This is a genomic window from Arthrobacter sp. Sr24 (assembly GCF_054511175.1).
In genome coordinates this window covers 20,014-36,806 of record NZ_JBTNDB010000019.1, presented here as the reverse complement: position 1 = coordinate 36,806, position 16,793 = coordinate 20,014, and the positions used below count along the sequence as shown (strand labels likewise).

The following is a 16,793-nucleotide window of genomic DNA, read 5'->3' as shown; positions in this document are numbered from 1 at the left end:
GAGGTGGGAGAGCGTCCTGCCAAAACCAGCCATTGCTGCGATAGCGTTCTTAAAAAACGCACCATTGCTGCGATAGCGTCTGGGTTAGGGGGTGAGCCAGAGAGTTGTTTCTCCCGGGATTCTTCCACCTGTGCCTGCTGTTCGCTCCGTGCCTGCTGCCTCGCCGGAGCTGAGGACCACCTTGGAGCGGTCGACGTCGGGCGGCAGCACTGCGGGAACCGCACCAAAGTTGGTGATCACTTCCCAGCCGTTGGGCCGGCGGTAGTGCACCGTATCCGACTCGGGCGCGCTGAGCCACTCGAGCGACTCCTCGGACTGCAGTTCGCGCCGCAGCTTCAGCGCCGCACGGTACATCTCCAGCGTAGAACCGTCAGCCCCGTCCTGCGCGTCGGCCGCGAACTCGCCAAACCAGGCCGGCTGCGGCAGCCACGGCACACCACCAAAACCAAAGTTCGCTTCAGAGGAAGACCACGGCAGCGGAACCCGGCAACCATCGCGGCCCTTGACCTTGTTCAGGGTGCGGAACCAGGTGGGATCCTGTAACGCAGAAGCTGGCAGGTCTGCCACTTCGAATAGCCCGAGTTCTTCACCCTGATAGAGATAAGCGGATCCGGGCAGGCCCAGCATAAACAGCGTCGCAGCCCGGGCCCGGCGCAAACCACGCGCCTCATCCAAGACCGGGGTAGCGCCGTCGGCCAAGAGCCACGCTTCCATATCCTCTCGGGTGCTCCCATCGGGCAGAGCATAACGGGAGGGGTGGCGGACCACGTCGTGGTTGGAGAACACCCACGTCGAAGACGCCCCGGATGAGGCGGCTTCGGAGAGACACCTTTGGGCAATGGCACGGAATTCCGTAGCAAGGAAAGGTGCCTGCAACAGGTCAAAGTTGAACGCTTGGCCCAGCTCGGTGGGGCGAGCATATTTCAATCGTCGGTCGGTGAACGGTACCCACGCCTCGGCCACAGCGGCCCGGGGCGGATCGTATTCATTGAGAACCCCGCGCCAGCCCTCAAAGACTTCGTGGACGGCGTCGCGGTCAAAGAGCGGATCGGAACCGTCATCGACCAGGATTTCCAGCTCCGGCTTGGAACGCAACGGCAAAGACATGTCCTTGACGAGCGCGTGTGCCACATCGATCCTGAAGCCATCTACGCCGCGGTCAGACCAGAAACGCAAGGTGGTGTGGAAGTCTTCGCGCACCTCGGGGTTATCCCAGTTGAAATCGGGCTGCTCCGTGGCGAACAGGTGCAGATACCACTGACCCAAGGAGCCAGCATTTGGCCCGACCTGCTCAACCACCCGCGTCCAAGCACCTCCACCAAAGTGGGAGGGCCAATCAGAAGGCGGCAGCTCGCCGTCGTCCCCTAAACCGTCCAAGAAATGGTACCGGGCACGCTCCGCGGAGCCCGGCGCGGCGGCAAGAGCGGCCTTAAACCACGCGTGCCGGTTGGAGGAGTGGTTGGGCACAACATCCACAATGACCCGGATGCCGGCTGCGTGCGCGGCGGCAACCATGGCATCGAAATCCTCCAGTGAGCCCAGGCGGGGATCAACGTTGCGGTAATCATCGACGTCGTATCCGCCGTCGGCCAGCGCCGATGGGTAGAACGGGCTGAGCCAGATCGCGTCGATACCGAGCTCGGAGAGGTAGCCCATGCGGGCGGTGACACCGGGCAGATCTCCCATGCCATCGCTATTGGAATCGGCAAAACTGCGCGGATAGATCTGGTAGACGGCGGCCTGACGCCACCAGGGAGACACAGCCGAAGAAGTAGAAAATGACGCGGTCATTATTTGATGGATCCTCTCATGACGCCGGAAATGACCCAGCGCTGGGCGAACATGTAAATCAACAGTAGCGGTGCCATAGCCATCAGGTAGGAGGCGAAGGCTGTTGTGTAATCGGTGTTGAATTGGCCCTGGAAGACGTACTGGACCAGGGGGAGGGTGCGGGTTGTGGGGTCCGAAAGGATCACCAGCGGCAGCAGGAAATCGTTCCACGCCCACAAACAGGTCAGGATGCCAACGGTAGCGTTGATGGGCGTCAGGATGGGGAAGATGACCTTCCAAAACGTGGTCCACGTGCTGGCGCCGTCCATGACAGAGGCCTCTTCGAGCTCGGCCGGGATCGATTTGATGAACGCCGTGTACACAAAAACGTTGAAGCTGAGCCCGTACACCGTGTACAGCAGGAACAGCCCCACGGGGTTATCCAGCCCCAGCATCGCCATCTCCTTGGTCACCGGAAGCATGATGATGGGGAACGGCACGAACAGCGCCGCGATGAAGAAATAATATAGCGCCTTGAAAAATGGTCGGTGCATATTGCGGGCAATGGCGTAGGCCACCAGCGAATTGGTCAAGATAGTCAGGATGACCGCAGCAACTGTCACGATGCCCGAAATCAGCAGCGCATTGGGGAAATTGGTCAGCTTCCAGGCGTTGGAAAAGTTCTCCAGATGGATGCTGGTGGGCAGCGCCAGCCCGTTGCCGCCGAGCTGGTCCGAGGACTTCAGCGCGGTCACAATGGTGAAGTACAGCGGGATCAGCACCGTCAGCGACAGTACGGCTGCCAAGAGCGTCAGCGGTATGTTCACGGATGTTCGACGCCGGATCTTGGCTGGGGTGCCTGCCTGCGCCTTTTCGATTACTTGGCTCATTGAAGCTCAGACTCCTTGCGTGAGAGGAAGCGCATTTGCAGCAGCGACAGGACGACGATGACTACGAGATAGACCACGGAGTTGGCCATCTGGTAGCCGTATTCCCCGCCTTCGAAACCGCCACGGTAAATGACCATGGCCACGGATTCGGTGGACGTTCCGGGACCACCGTTGGTCAGTGCCACGATCTGATCGAACGCCTGCAACAGGCCCTTGAGGGCCAGGACCATGTTGATGGTGAAGTACCCGGCGATCATGGGGAACGTAATGGAACGGAATTGACGCCAAGGAGATGCGCCGTCCAAACTCGCGGCCTCATATAGTTCCCCGGGAACTGTCTGCAGTCCAGCCAGGTAGATGATGACGCTGAAGGCAATGGACTGCCACGCCGTCACGCCAACGATTCCCAGCCACGCCAAATCAGGATTGGCAAGGATGGAAGATGAGAGCCACTGGATGCCCAGTGCCTGACCGATCAGGGGCAGGTTGTTGGAGAGCAAGTAGTTGAAGACGTAGCCAACAATCAGCACGGAGAGGATGTTAGGGATGAAGAAGATCCCGCGAAATGCTGTTTGGTACTTGATCTTGGAATTCAACAAGATGGCAATGAAGAGAGCGCCGAGGTTGACCACAATGGTGGTGGTGATGGCGAAAAGGAACGTGAACCCGTAGGAGGCCATGATCCGATCATCTTTGAACAGGTTCACGTAGTTGGACAGTCCCACAAAGTCCCATTCGCCGTAGCCGGCGTAGTCAGTGAAACTGTAGAACATGCCCGTCAGGGTGGGGACGGTGTGCAGGATGACGAACAAGACCAGGGCCGGAACCACCATCCAATAGAAGGTCTTGTTGGCCCGGGCGGGGCGACGTCGTTGCAGCCCGGCTGTGGTGCGGGGCTTGGTGGCCGTGGCGGTCATGATCTAGTCCCCTTTCTTGGTGATGGTGCGGGCGGCGACCTTTTCAAATTCGTGGTCCATGCGGTTCAAAAATGCTGGCTGGTTCTTATCCAGGACGAACTGTTGCAAGATCGCGTCAAAGGGGATGCTTGCCGGGACATGGTGGTCGAAGTAGCCGATGACTCGGCCGTCGTTGAAGAAGCCCTGCATTCCGGCCAAGGCAGGATCGGTGCTGAGGGCGGCGTCCTGCACTGGTGTTAGCGACGATTGGGCCTTGGCGTAGTAGTCCACAACCGCAGGCGACATGAGGTACTCAACGAACTTCCTGGCCTCCTCCGGGTGTTTGCTGTCCTTGCCAATGGCGAGGGTGACATCCACGCCGGAGACCAGCACGTTCTTGGCGGGATCGTTGGTGGTGGGGTAGGGGAAGGAGGCGATGTTCGCATCGGGGTTCGACGCGCGGACGGCCGGGATCGCGAAGCTGCCCTGCAGGTACATGGCTGACTTACCGGCACCGAAGGCGGCGTTGCCGTCGTTGTAGCCTGCGCTTTCGGCGCCGGGTTGGGCGTAGCTGAAGAGTTTCAAGAGTTTCGTGGAGGCATCCGTGCCGTCCTGGGCGAAACTTGCTGCTCCGGTCTCTGGAGTCCAACCAGAGGTTCCCACACTGTCAAAAAAGTCTGCCGGCATGAGGTTTCCGGCCAGGTTGACGAAGGAAGGCAGGACCGTCCACGCATCCTTGAGCGTGAAGTAGAACGGGTCGACTCCGTTAGCTTTGAAGGTGTCCGCTGCTTTGATGAGCTCATCCCACGTTTGTGGCACCGCTACCTTGTTCGCAGCAAAAATCTCCGGGTTGTACAGGATGCCGCTGGCATTATTGGCAAACGGTAGACCGTTCGTCTCGTTGCCGTGGCAGGTACCCAAATCATTGAGGATGTCCTGAACAGCGGGTTGGACCCGCGGGGCCGCTGGCATATCGGAGAGGTCGGCAAACACGCAGGCCTTGGCCAGGTCGCCGAAGTTCCCGTTGCCATTCAGTGTCAGGACATCGGGGGTGCGGTCCTTGACGAGCAGTGTCCTGATGGCGGTATCAGGGTCGGGGGAGTTATTGATGACGACGCGTATGTTGGGATTTTCGGCCTCAAAATCCTTCACAATCTGAGTGAATTGAGCCACGGCCTCGGGTTTGAACTGGAAAAAGTCCAAGGTGACGCGGCCGTCGTCGTTCGCGGAACAACCGGTCAAAGCCAAGGACAGTGCCAAGGCTGCGGTGGTTCCGGCGGCCATCAGCCGGCGGCGAGCTGGCAGGCGGTGCAGGCGCCGCAGTCTGGGCGGCCTGGTATTTGGGGTCTGGTTCATGGGGACTCCTTAGTTGGCCTGATCGACAGTGATCTGATCAGCAGTGATCACAACGGCGTGTTCGGGGAAGAGCACGGGGGACTGTATTCCGGTGGCGGCGAGCAGGCGTCCGGAGAGGATGGTTTCGCCAAGCGTCCACTCGAGCGGTGACTGGCCGTTGCCGACGTTCTCATCGAGTGGTTGGGAAAGCTGGATTCGGTAGAGCGTATCCGGTAGCAGTCCCGGCAAGGTGATGCGCCCGGACGGGTAGGTGGTGGAGGCCGTGCGCTGGGTGAGTGAGTAAACGGCACGGCTGCCGTCGGCGGCGACGACGCCGCGGACATCCAAAGCGGGATCGGGCAGGTCCGCGTGGACGCTGGCGCCGGTGTGAAATAGCTCGCGGTTCTTCTTGTGGAAGTCGACCCAATAGGCGAGCTCCGCCGTCTCTTCGGTGGAAATTTCCGAAATGTCCCACTCAATGCCAAAGTGGCCGAAGATGGCGGTGCGGGCCATGAATCCAAGGCTGTGTTGGCGAGCAGTGGAGTGGGATTTCGGCCCGCCAATGTGGGCGCCCATGAGCTCATAGGGCACCAGCAGGCCGGTGTTGGCCTGGTTATCGAGGCGTTCGATCGGGTCTATGCAGTCGCTGGTCCAGATCCTGTCCGTGGAATCCAGAATGCCCAGATCCACCCGGGCCCCACCCGAAGCGCAGCTTTCAATCTCCACGCCCGGGTGGCGGTGCTTCAACTCGGCGAGCAGGCGGTACAGCGCCAGTGTTGAATTCCGCACTGAGGGGTTGCCTGTGCGGGGATCCGCTGCATCGAGCAGATCGCGGTTGTGGTCCCACTTGATGTAGCTGATGGGGTACTCGGAGAGAATCGCGTCCAGACGGCCCAACAGGTACTCAAAGCACTCCTGGTTGGCGAGGTTCAGCACCTGCTGCTGGCGTGCGGAGACTGGCCAGCGCCCGGCCGTGTGCAGGATCCAGTCCGGATGATTACGGGCCAGTTCGCTGTCCGGATTCACCATTTCCGGCTCAAACCACAGCCCGAACTCCATCCCCAGAGCGCGGACGTGATTAATGATGGGCCCCAAACCCTCCGGCCAGACAGCGGCGTCCACAAACCAGTCGCCCAGTCCAGCGGTGTCATCGCGCCGGCCTAGGAACCAGCCGTCATCAAGGACAAAACGTTCGACGCCGACCTCGGCAGCCTTCTCGGCCAGCCTTGTCAAAGTGGTCAAGTCGTGATTGAAATACACCGCCTCCCACGTATTGAGTGTGACGGGGCGGGGCCGGCTCGGGTGGTGGGGGCGGGTCCGGAGATCTTCATGGAACCTGGCCGAAAGCTCATCCAAGCCGTTGCCCCAAGAACCCAGTGCCCAAGGGGTGGTATGGCTTGCTCCTGGAGCGAGAACCACTTCGCCGGGCAGTAGCAGTTCGCCGGCGCTCAAGAAGCCATCGCTGGTGATGGTGCGTTCGGCAGAGAGGGTGTGATTGCCGCTCCATGCCGTGTGTACGCCGTGGACCAGGCCGCTGCGGAAGCCGAAGTTGTCCTGGCCCGCCAGCATGAGCAGCGTGGCATCCGCACCTGGACGCCCGCGGCGGCTCTCACGAACATGCGCGCCCACCGTCAGTGGACGGCTCTGAGCGGTGCGTTCCTTTAAGTGGCGGCCGGTGAAATCTTGGACGGTGGTGGCGCTCGCCGGCAGCGGGAAGACGGCGGTGAGGCGGTGCAATAGATAGTCGTTGTCCCCGGTGTTACTCAGGGTGTGGCGCTGTTTGAGGACGCCGGCTGCCGTCAGTTCCAGCTCGGTGAGCAACTGTAGCCCGCCTGTTTGGTCCTCCGAGGTGATGGTGAGGGAGGATTCATTGACGAGCGCCGTCGTCGTACTTAGGGCGCTGGCCCAGCCGCCGTTGGTGCGTTGGCCAACGAGCGCCGGGGTGCCCTGCCAGCCGAAAACTTCCTGCGGGAGAATGCTCAAGCGGGCGGGGGCGTCGATGCCCCCGGAAACGCGTTGCGGACGGGCGGCGATGGCCAGTGAGGAAAGCTCTGCGGGGGAGAGGGCTCCCGTAGTGGGGCCCCAATGGATGATGGTCGGGGTGCCGGCTGTGGTCAGGTCCACGATGACCGAGGTGCCAGCGCGGTGTAACTGGACGTGTGCGGGGAAGGGGAGGGCTGCGATGCTCATTGAATAGTTTTACCGCAAAACTAATTAGCGTGTCAAGAGTCACTTTCAGGGACGGTTTTCGCTGCAATAGTGATTGTTGAACTGGAATTACCTTCGAAATGCAATAAAGTAGTGGCTATGAACACCGATTATCCCGTAGCAGCCGTGCAAGGATCGCAGCAAGGGAATCCCGCTGCGCTGGCAGATTCGGCCCTAGAACTGGCACGGACGGTCCTGGTTCGCGGGCCCATATCTCGCGGTGACTTGGCCCGAGAGCTGAAGTTGAGCGTGGCCAGCCTGACCCGGCTGAGTAAGCCGCTGTTGGACTCCGGATTGCTCGTTGAGGGGGAGCTCCTTGCTGACGGCACCGTGGGCCGGCCCGTCAGATTGCTCGATGTGCGCAGCGACAGTGCCCATTTTGTGGGGGTCAAAGTTACTGGAGACATGGTGCAGGCCGTTCTGACGGATTTGCGGGCCACCATTCTTGCTGGTGCGTCGCTGTCGTTGACAGATACTTCTGTGGAGACCGTGGTGGCGGGGGTTACCGCGCTTGCGGAGCAACTCGGATCCGGCGCGGGTATGAATCTCACGGGAATTGGGGTTTCTCTGGGCGGTCAGGTGCGGCCCGACGGCGTTGTCCACCGGGCGCCGTTCCTAGGCTGGAGCGATGTGCCACTGGGTGAGATGCTTGCAACGAGCCTTCACCTGCCCGTGGTGGTCGACAACGATGTAACTGCCCTGGTAGCGGCGGAACAGTGGTTTGGGGCTGGCCGCGACGTAGCTGACTTTGCCGTGATCACTGTCGGCGCCGGCGTGGGTTACGGGCTGGCTATTCGTGACCACGTCATCCGCACCGTGGACACCGGGCTGGGCCTAGGTGGACACTTTCCCTTGGACCCCAACGGACCGCTCTGCATGGAGGGCCATCGCGGCTGCTCCACTGCCATGTTGTCCAGCCCCAGTATTTGCGCCCAGATATCAGCAGCGTTGGGCCATCCTGTGGATTTTAGTGAGGCCTTGAGACTGGCCGCCGAGGGAAACCGTGTGGCGGGGGCGGTCTTTGATGCTGCCGGAAAATCCCTGGGCAGACTGATAGCCGCAACGACCAACCTCACCATGATTAACACAGTTGTGCTAGGCGGTGAGGGTATTGCTCTGTTCACCGCTACCGAGGCTGCAGTGCGGGCCGGCATGGCAGCGGACCGAGATCCCGAAGCTAGCGAGGTGAAGCTCCGCGTGGCCTCGGCAGACTTTACCGAGTGGGCCCGCGGAGCGGCAGCAGTGGCCATCCAGGCGCAGGCATTCGTGGTTTAGCGTTGTTTACGATGTGGGCTGCGCACTGTGGGCTCCACTCTGTGGGCTGCCAGCATGGTGCGTTAGCATGGCAGAACCTCGAGGAAGGCGCCATCATGCCAACTATGTATCGAATCAGCGGCACCGCAAAAGCTGTGAAAGTTGTAAAAGCGGTAAAACTACTGACAACTGTTTCGTCGCGACTAACCGCGACGCTGCTGTTGCTCTCCGTTGTGGCAGTAGTTGCCGGGTGCGCGCAACAGGACCCAAGTGCTGGAGTACCTCGCTCCGGCGAAACCCCTTCCGCGACAGCGTCACAACCTGCGGGCACCGGCGTTGACCTCACCATCACGCTCACGGAATCACCCAATGCCACGCCGCGGACATTCCGCCTCGTAGCTGCAGGCTCCACTCCGGAGCCGGAATCCACGTTGCCCGATCCTGCCGCCGCACTGGCTGCCGTTGAAGCTCACGGCGAGAAGGCCTTTTTCCCTGTCCCAGACCCCAACCGTATGTGCACCCAGCAATATGGCGGCCCGGAAATTGCCCAGGTGACCGGCTGGTTCCATGGCAAGGAAGTCAACTCCTCCTTCAAGCGCACCGACGGCTGCGAAATCTCACAATGGCGGGCCCTGGCTCCACTGTTTGGGGCACTCGGCGGCGGCACCGGCGCCATCTAAACCCCAAGGCGCCGAGGCTAGCGGTACCCAACCCGGCCCCGCACGCCTTGCCCCCAACCCAGCCCCGCACGACGGCGGCCATCCAGTTGGACTGAATGGCCGCCGTCGTGCGTGAAAAATAAATGCTGTTCTAAAGGGAACGGGTCCTAGAGCAACAAATTTGTGGGAGCTTGTTCAACGGAGAATTCCGACTGGCCTTTCTTGCCCTTCTTCGGCTTGTCTTTCTTATCCTTCTTGTCTTTCTTAGGCTTGTCCTTGCCGGGATGATTGCTGTCCTCATCTGGAACCACGGCCGTGCCGCCGGGGGTGACAATGACGGAAATAAACGTCTGCGTACCCGCGTCACCAAAGGAAACACGGCCCAGATAGTTGCCCGGAGCCAGCCCGGTCCAGGTCAGTGTGACATCGCCGGACTTGCCGTTTGCCAGTTTCAGCGGATTCGGTGAGACCGTGGCATTGCCAGCATCGGCGCCGAGAATTCCGGCATCCACCGTGGCTTCTACCGCGCCGCCGTCAGTGCTGGAGTACAGGTTGGCGAGGACGTGGTACGTCCCGGGAGCTGGGTTGCTCAGAGACAGCGTCTCACTGGAGGAGGCCGTCCGGACGTCACTGTACTGTCCTTGCGGGTTGAACACGATCATGTCGTAGTCGGCACCCTCGTCCGCGGAAATGACCTGGAACTTGGCCAGCTCAGTCCCCTCCGGAACAACAACTTCCTTCAGGAAGTTTGAGGCATTGGTGCCCACTGCGAGTGCACCAGGGACCAGGCTAATTGTGTTGGAATCAGCCTTGGAAAGCCCGTTCAAGGTCAGTGCCACAGGGGCGTTGGTCCCGGACACTACCGGAATCTTGCCGCTGCTGTTGCCATTGTCGGTACTGAAGCTGATCTCCGGCTGCACCAGGGCAGCCAACGGGCGCACGGCAACAGGTGAGGTTACCGTAGCTCCGGCACCCTGCCAGCTCAAGCTACCCATGGCGAACGCGCCCAAAGCTGCTGTGTTGTTCTCGAAGGTGACCTTAAAGGTGCGCTGCTGACCAGCCTGCGAGAAGTTCAACACCGAAGGGGTCACCTTGACGTTGACGCCAGGGACGTTGGCCGCGGCCCGGTACACGCCGGGAGTCAATGCCGTAACGGTGCGGGTGACAGTGACCTTACCGGCCAAGGATCCCACGGCGAAGGATGCCACGTTCATGTCGCGCGGAGCGGTACTGCCCAGCCCAGGCATGCCCAGATCAACTCCGGTTCCTTGGATGAACTTTAGGTATTCGGTGTCGCCGGCGTCGTAGACGAGCCCAGGTGTGAGGGCCTTGACCACCGCGGTCTGGCCAGCACCGGTGGCAAAGAGATCGGTGTTCTTGGTGCCGTCGGCGTTGAGAACATCCGTGGCCGTGGTCATCATGGCGGACTTGACCGTGGCAGGTGACCAGGTGGGGTTCTTGGCCATCACCAGAGCCGCGAAGCCGGCAACATGCGGTGCCGCCATGGACGTACCTGACATCATGCCAAAGTCTTCTCCGCCGGTGGCAATGGGTGAAACGCCGGCCAAGACGGCAACACCAGGGGCTGCAACATCTGGCTTGAGCAGATCCGAATCGGTGGCGCCCAATGGTCCGCGAGACGAGAAACCGGCAATCTGAGGCTGCGGGGCCACCGGCAACCCGGTGGTGTCGGTGTCAACCAAGGAGACCAAAATATCCGGGTTGGCCGTGATCTTATCCTTGATGATTTGCGTTGCCGGTGGGTTTACATGAACTGTGGGCACGGCATGCAGATCCACGTCCTCGGAGGACGGGTCAACATTGGTCAAGATCATGCCAACGCCGCCAGCCCGCTTAACCTCAGCGCTCTTGGCGGTACGGTCAATCACACCACGGTCACACACCACAATCTTGCCAGCCACTTTGGTGCCGTCAAGGGTATTGGGTCCACATAGCTCCGGGTTGGCCGCACCGGCGGCAGCAGCCGTGGGTGCAAGGATCACAGGACTCGCCGGAACGCCCTGGCTCATCATGCTGGCACCGCGGAACTTGGTGCCATCGGCGAACTCCGCCGTGCCTTGAAGCTCGGAAGAGAAGGAGGTGGCCGCCACAGTGGTCAGCCACGGAGCGCCATGGTTGACAGTGCCAGCCGTGGGGCCGGAGTTGCCAGCCGAAGCTGAGACGAAGATTCCTGCCGAGGTTGCCGAGAGGAAGGCTAAGGACACCGGATCAGTGGTGGAAGAGGTGCTACCCGAGATGGAGTAGTTCAACACGTCCACGCCGTCCAAAATGGCTTGGTTAATGGCTGCGACAGCCGATGAAGAGTAGCAACCGCCAGTATCGGGATCGGTGTCTTCCCAGCAAATTTTGTACACAGACAATTTGGCTGCCGGGGCCACGCCGCTGGTGATACCCATGGCGCGGTCACCAATATTTGCTTCTACATTGGCATTGCCGGCGGCCGTGCTGCCGGTGTGCGTACCGTGGCTGGAAACGTCCACGGGTGAGAGTACTTCTTCGGGCGCGCGATCCTGGGGCGCCACATAGCTCAGGAAGTCCTCGGCAAAGTAATGCGCGCTCAGAACCTTAGAGTTACAGGCGCTGCCATCAAAATCAGCTCCCGATTCCACGCCCTGCTGGCATTCGCCGGAGAAGGTGTCACCGTTGGCCTTGAGCATGGCAATGTTGCCGTCATCGGTGCGGTATGGGACACCAACCTGCGGTTCACCCGTCAGGGGGAGGACCTCCTCACCGGCGAAGAACGGGCTCGACGGCGTGTAACCGGTATCGATGATGCCCACCACAACGCCTTCTCCCGCTTTCTCCTGACCTCCGAAGCTCGTGTTCCAGCTGCCGTCCTTGCCGCTGAGGCCCAGGAAATCGGTGCTGGAGTAGTCGGGTGCGTTTTCTGTATCCGGAGCCACGGTCAAGACGCTGGGGTCTTTGGCCAAGGCCAGAGCCTGATCAGCAGAGAGTTCCGCTGAAAAGCCATTGAGGGCTGCGGTGAAGGTTCGCTTAACCTTGACATTCTCGCTCTTGGCAACGGCAGCTTGCTTGGTTTCAAGGTGCTTTTTGTACTTCTTCACCTCGGCGCGAGTGGAATCAAGCTTCTGGCCCGCCTTCGGCTTCGTTGCCGCAAGGCCAGCGGTGCCGCCGTCGTACATGGCAATGGGCTGCTCGGCGAGGACCACGATGTAACGCCCAGCTGGGAAGTTCAGAGGGTCAACATTTGTTTGAGTGATACTGGGCATGCTCAGCTGGCTCGGGTTGGCCGATGCTGGCAATGCCCCCACTGTGGTCAGAAGCAACGGCAGGCCTGCGCCTAACGCCACGACCTTTCGCAGTCTGGGACTTCGAAAGAGAGTTCTTCCCGTTCGTTTCGTGGTCATGGTGCGCTGAACCTTTCAACAGGGTCTCCGTGTGGCCTTTTGCCTCACGGATGCAACATGGCAGGGCGGCAGGCAACTTTGACAAGTGATGAAAGCGCTATGAACCGACGTAGCCAACGGGAAAAGGCTACCGACCAGTAGCCTGTTTGTGACCCCAAACACAGCAGAAAGCGCGCTAACTAGTCAGATGGGTAGGGGTGCTGTCCCTAGGCATAGATCTTCTTGTCAGAGCGACTTAACTGTGCCTTCGAACTTAAGCGACTTAGCATTTGAGAAGCTCAGCACTTGAGTGGCTCAGCACTTGAGTGGCTTAGCAGCCGGGCGGAGTCACATATTGGTAGGTCAGCGCCAGGTCGTAGCTCAAGACCGTGCGGGCAGCGGTTCGTTCCCAACCAAACGCTCCGGCAAAAACAGAAGCTGCACGGCCCATATCGATGCGGGTTTCACTGAAGTCATGCAAGGAAGCGATCGCCTCGGCCCAGAGCCGTGGGGACCGGCCCTCCACCAGCAAGCCGGTGCGGCCATCGCTGACAGCTCGGGGAAGCCCACCAATATTTGTGGCAATAACAGGGGTGCCACAGGCCTGGGCCTCCAAGGCGACCAAGCCGAAGGATTCGCTAGAGGACGGGACGGCTACTACGCTGGCGCTGCGGTACCAATCAGCTAGCTTGGTAGCTTCCACGGGGGGATGGATGGTAGCGCAATCTCCGAGTTTTAACTCTTCGATGAGTGCTTGAAGATCATATTTGTCAGAGCCGCTGCTCGAGCCAAGAAAGGACAGCTGCAGATCAATGTCGGGGCGCTCTGCCCGCAAAATTGCTGCTGCCTTGACGAGCGCATGGGGGCCCTTTAATCGCTGCATCCGACCAGCAAAAACGACGTGAAAACGCCCGGGAGCGATGCCCAGATTCTGCCGCGAACGGTCCCTGAAGGCCGGTTTGAAAATTTTCAGGTCAACGCCGGGGGAGACCACATCGATGCGTTGTTCACAGCCGTCATAGTGGCGCTCCAGCTCGGCGGCCTCGGCGGTGGTGTTGGCAATCAGTCGAGTCGCTGCCGCCACGATGTGCTGTTCACCATCCTCGCGCACACCAGGTTCTGCGCTCTGGCCCTTGGGTAGGTGATGATTTTTGACCCGGGCCATGGTGTGCATGGTGTGGACTAGTGGAAGATCAAGGCGCTTCGCGGCCAAAATTCCAGCCATCCCAGAAACCCAATAGTGGGAGTGCAGGACCCTGACGGGTTCGCCAGGAAGGGCACTGACGTGATCGGCGACGGCGTCGGCCATTTCAGTGATGAGCTCAGGGAGGGCTTCTTTGGAGACCTTGCCGAACGGGCCCGCCACAATATGGTGGACGGAGACTAGAGGTGCCAATTCAACGGTCTCGGGCTGATCCGCGCAGGTGCGTCGCGTGTAAATGTCTACGGCGACGCCCGTTGCAGCCAGTTCCAGCGCTAGTGCACGAACATAGACGTTCATACCCCCGGCGTCGCCACCGCCGGGCTGATCCAGTGGGGAGGTATGGAGGGACAGCATGGCGACGCGTCGAATCTGATGCATGGTGTTCCCCTCCTGCTGAACCGTTGGTACTGAACCTTGGACATCCGGTGTCTCCGGTCTGCCAATACAAGCTCTAATCTTGCCACTGCCTGCCGCTGCAACCTAGCCCGGGCAGCTGCTCCTGCGCTGGAGCAATGTGTGATGACTGGCACGGCAATGCGTGGGCAACAGGGAGTCGGCAGAAAAAGGAGTGCAGGACGGGCTAAAATGGACGGGTGAGCCACTCCGTCGCGCCGGTTCCCGTGCCTGCAACAGGCCTCGAACGCCAAGCCATCATTGACCTGTCCGCAATCGCCAACAACATTCGCCATCTGCGGGAGATTGCTGCCCCCGCAAAATTTATGGCGGTGGTCAAAGCCGACGCCTATGGCCACGGCATGATCCAGGTGGCGCGCACTGCGGTGGCTGCCGGGGCACAATGGCTGGGTACAGCCCATGTCAGTGAGGCGCTTGCGCTGCGTGCCGCCGGCATCGAGGCGCCGGTGCTGGCTTGGTTGCACACGAGAGACACCGACTTTGAGTCCGCGGTGGAACAGGACATTGATTTGGGCTGCTCCGGCTGGGAGCTTGAGCACATTGTGTCCGCGGTCCAGGCCCGGCAGCACCCTGCCCGCATCCACTTGAAAATTGACACCGGGCTGGGCCGCAACGGCAGCACCTGGGAGGCATGGCCGGCGCTGGTTGCCGCGGCGGTAGCTTATCAAGCCCAGGGACTGATCCAGGTAGTGGGCGTATTTAGCCACCTAGCCGTCGCCGATGAGCCCCAACGCCCCGAGACGGATGAGCAACTGATCCGTTTCCGTGAGGCGGTTGCCATTGCCGAAGAAGCTGGCGCCCGGCTGGAAGTGCGCCACATAGCCAACACCCCAGCCACCTTGTCACGGCCCGATTCGCACTTTGATCTGGTCCGTGTGGGGCTGGGCATCTACGGTCTCTCACCGTTTGCCGACCGCACCTCCGCCCAGCTGGGTTTGGTTCCGGCCATGACCTTGCAGACGCAGATTGCCGCTTGCAAGGACGTCCTCACCGGTCAAGGTATCTCCTATGGGCTCAATTACAGCACCACAGGAGCTACCACCCTAGGTCTGGTTCCGGTGGGTTATGCCGATGGGATTCCGCGCATTGCCACCGGTGGCCCCGTCCGCGTCAACGGCATCACCTACCCCGTGGTGGGGCGGATCGCCATGGACCAGATGGTGATTGATCTGGGCGCGCATGGTCGTGACGGCTTCGCCCATGCCGCTGTTGCCGGCTCTGCGTTGGGCGCAACAGCTGAGCTGTTTGGCAACGGGCACGACGGCGGACCCCTCGTTGAGCAGTGGGCCGCAGCTGCCGGGACGCTCAACTATGAGATCGTGACTCGAATCAGTCCGCGTGTACCGCGCAGTTATGTGGGTGGGTCCGAGGCTGAGGCCAAAGCTGGAGGCGCTGCGTGATGGCCTGGGAGTTTTCCACCAGCACCGCCGCGCAAACGCAGCAACTGGCGCAGAAGCTGGCAAAGCTGCTGAAGGCGGGCGATTTGATTGTCCTCAGTGGCGAACTGGGCGCCGGAAAAACCACCTTCACTCAAGGACTGGGCCGAAGCCTGGGTGTGCGCGAAGGCATCATTTCGCCCACTTTTGTGCTGGTGCGCATCCACCCGAACCTGCCCGATGGCCCCAACCCGGGAGGGCCAGATCTGGTCCATGTTGACGCTTACCGCCTAGGCTCACCCGGCGAGATTGATGACATTGACTTGGAAAACACCATGGACACCTCGGTGACAGTGGTGGAATGGGGTGCGCAGCGTGTGGAGCACCTCGCCGCCAGCCGGCTGGAAATTGAGCTGGTGCGCGCCGTTGGCGGAGAAACGCTATCCATTCTCATGCCCGTCGCGGCAGAAACTGCTGACGCCGAGTCCCTGGGCGAGGCTGACAGCATTGGTGCCGGCACCTTTGACTACGCCGACGAAGACGACGACGAACCCCGCACCTTGCGCTTGCAAGCAGTCGGGCCGCGCTGGGAAGGTACTGATTTTTCGGTGCTGGGCCAGCTTGTGAACACAACAGAACAGATGTAAAAGTGCGAATTCTGACCATTGACACCTCCGCTGTCGCCAGCGCCGCGTTACTCGACTTTGACCACCTAGACCCGGTTCAGACGGCGGAACTGGTGGCCAATTTTGCCACCACCGATACCCGCAGCCACGCCGAAGTGCTAGCCCCGGGGGTGAAATCCCTGTTCACCGACCCCGTGAGCGAGGGCCCGGCCCTTGATGCGATCGTGGTGGGCACCGGTCCTGGCCCTTTTACCGGGCTACGCTCCGGCATAACGATGGCCCGTACATTGGCCTTCACCTGGGGCGTTCCGCTGTACGGCATGATGAGCCTGGACGCACTGGCACACCAAGTTTTCGATGCCCCCGCTTACCGTGACGGACGGGCGGTGGGTCCGCTGGCCATGCGTGACTTTGTGGTGGCCACCGACGCTAGACGCAAAGAAGTGTACTGGGCACGGTACAGTGCCGGAGCTCAACTGATCGATGGGCCACATGTCGGCCCTGCCGATGAAATTCGCGGGGTCCAAGTGTTTGGTGCTGGCGCTGGACTATACGAAGAAGTCCTGGCTGCCAACGGTTGCGATGTCTACCCACTCTTCGCTGACGCCCAACCCTCAGCCCTTGAACTGGGCCGGGCCGCGGCCCGCAAGATCGCCGCAGTAGGCTCCCTAGAGAGCGCCGGTCTGTTGGATTCCACTCCTCTCTATTTGCGTGAGTCCGACGCCAAGGTTCCCGGCCCCCGAAAGCGGGCACTGTAAATGCCCCCGGAGGGAAGGCCAGCGGGAGGGTCAGC

The 16,793-nt window shown here is 60.9% G+C and carries 12 protein-coding genes; 5 read left to right on the top strand and 7 right to left on the bottom strand.

The window, feature by feature from the left end:
• Positions 1-84: 84 nt before the first annotated feature.
• Genes ACX80D_RS12635 through ACX80D_RS12615 form a run of 5 tightly spaced genes read right to left on the bottom strand, consistent with a single transcriptional unit; the run spans position 85 to position 7,081 of the window.
• Positions 85-1,791, bottom strand: a complete 1,707-nt coding sequence (locus tag ACX80D_RS12635) for a glycoside hydrolase family 13 protein (RefSeq protein WP_459323056.1) — start codon at positions 1,789-1,791, stop codon at positions 85-87.
• Positions 1,791-2,660 carry a carbohydrate ABC transporter permease gene (locus tag ACX80D_RS12630; protein WP_459323055.1) on the bottom strand — a complete coding sequence of 290 codons (870 nt, stop codon included), beginning with the start codon at positions 2,658-2,660 and terminating at the stop codon, positions 1,791-1,793. The genes ACX80D_RS12635 and ACX80D_RS12630 overlap by 1 nt, the downstream gene beginning before the upstream one ends.
• On the bottom strand, positions 2,657-3,577 hold the full coding sequence (locus ACX80D_RS12625) for a carbohydrate ABC transporter permease (protein WP_459323053.1): 921 nt from the start codon (positions 3,575-3,577) through the stop codon (positions 2,657-2,659). The genes ACX80D_RS12630 and ACX80D_RS12625 overlap by 4 nt, the downstream gene beginning before the upstream one ends.
• A gap of 3 nt (positions 3,578-3,580) precedes the next feature.
• Complete coding sequence (locus tag ACX80D_RS12620; protein WP_459323052.1) at positions 3,581-4,912, bottom strand: ABC transporter substrate-binding protein; 1,332 nt, start codon at positions 4,910-4,912, stop codon at positions 3,581-3,583.
• A 9-nt stretch (positions 4,913-4,921) separates the two neighbouring features.
• Positions 4,922-7,081, bottom strand: a complete 2,160-nt coding sequence (locus ACX80D_RS12615) for an alpha-galactosidase (RefSeq protein ID WP_459323050.1) — start codon at positions 7,079-7,081, stop codon at positions 4,922-4,924.
• A gap of 117 nt (positions 7,082-7,198) precedes the next feature.
• Between ACX80D_RS12615 and ACX80D_RS12610 the strand changes: the two genes are divergently transcribed.
• Together ACX80D_RS12610 and ACX80D_RS12605 are read left to right on the top strand one after the other, a co-directional pair.
• Entirely contained in the window at positions 7,199-8,374 is a 1,176-nt protein-coding gene (locus tag ACX80D_RS12610) for an ROK family protein (RefSeq protein ID WP_459323048.1), read from the top strand.
• Positions 8,375-8,469: 95 nt separating this feature from the next.
• The gene (locus ACX80D_RS12605) at positions 8,470-9,033 is read left to right on the top strand and encodes a hypothetical protein (RefSeq protein ID WP_459323047.1); all 564 of its coding nucleotides are present in this window, start codon (positions 8,470-8,472) and stop codon (positions 9,031-9,033) included.
• A gap of 146 nt (positions 9,034-9,179) precedes the next feature.
• Here the strand turns inward: ACX80D_RS12605 and ACX80D_RS12600 are convergent, their stop codons facing one another.
• A complete protein-coding gene (locus tag ACX80D_RS12600; protein ID WP_459323045.1) occupies positions 9,180-12,344 on the bottom strand; it encodes a S8 family serine peptidase in 3,165 nt (1,054 codons plus the stop codon).
• Between the two features lie 367 nt (positions 12,345-12,711).
• Positions 12,712-13,962 (bottom strand): D-inositol-3-phosphate glycosyltransferase, encoded by a 1,251-nt coding sequence (mshA, locus tag ACX80D_RS12595; RefSeq protein WP_459323043.1) that lies wholly within the window; start codon positions 13,960-13,962, stop codon positions 12,712-12,714.
• 215 nt (positions 13,963-14,177) lie between these two features.
• Here mshA and alr point away from each other — a divergent pair, with 215 nt between their 5' ends.
• Genes alr through tsaB form a run of 3 tightly spaced genes read left to right on the top strand, consistent with a single transcriptional unit; the run spans position 14,178 to position 16,758 of the window.
• Complete coding sequence (gene alr, locus ACX80D_RS12590; protein ID WP_459323041.1) at positions 14,178-15,398, top strand: alanine racemase; 1,221 nt, start codon at positions 14,178-14,180, stop codon at positions 15,396-15,398.
• A complete protein-coding gene (gene tsaE / locus ACX80D_RS12585; RefSeq protein WP_459323040.1) occupies positions 15,398-16,021 on the top strand; it encodes a tRNA (adenosine(37)-N6)-threonylcarbamoyltransferase complex ATPase subunit type 1 TsaE in 624 nt (207 codons plus the stop codon). Before alr ends, tsaE begins: the two co-directional genes overlap by 1 nt.
• Positions 16,022-16,023: 2 nt before the next feature.
• The gene (gene tsaB, locus ACX80D_RS12580) at positions 16,024-16,758 is read left to right on the top strand and encodes a tRNA (adenosine(37)-N6)-threonylcarbamoyltransferase complex dimerization subunit type 1 TsaB (RefSeq protein ID WP_459323039.1); all 735 of its coding nucleotides are present in this window, start codon (positions 16,024-16,026) and stop codon (positions 16,756-16,758) included.
• Positions 16,759-16,793: the final 35 nt, after the last annotated feature.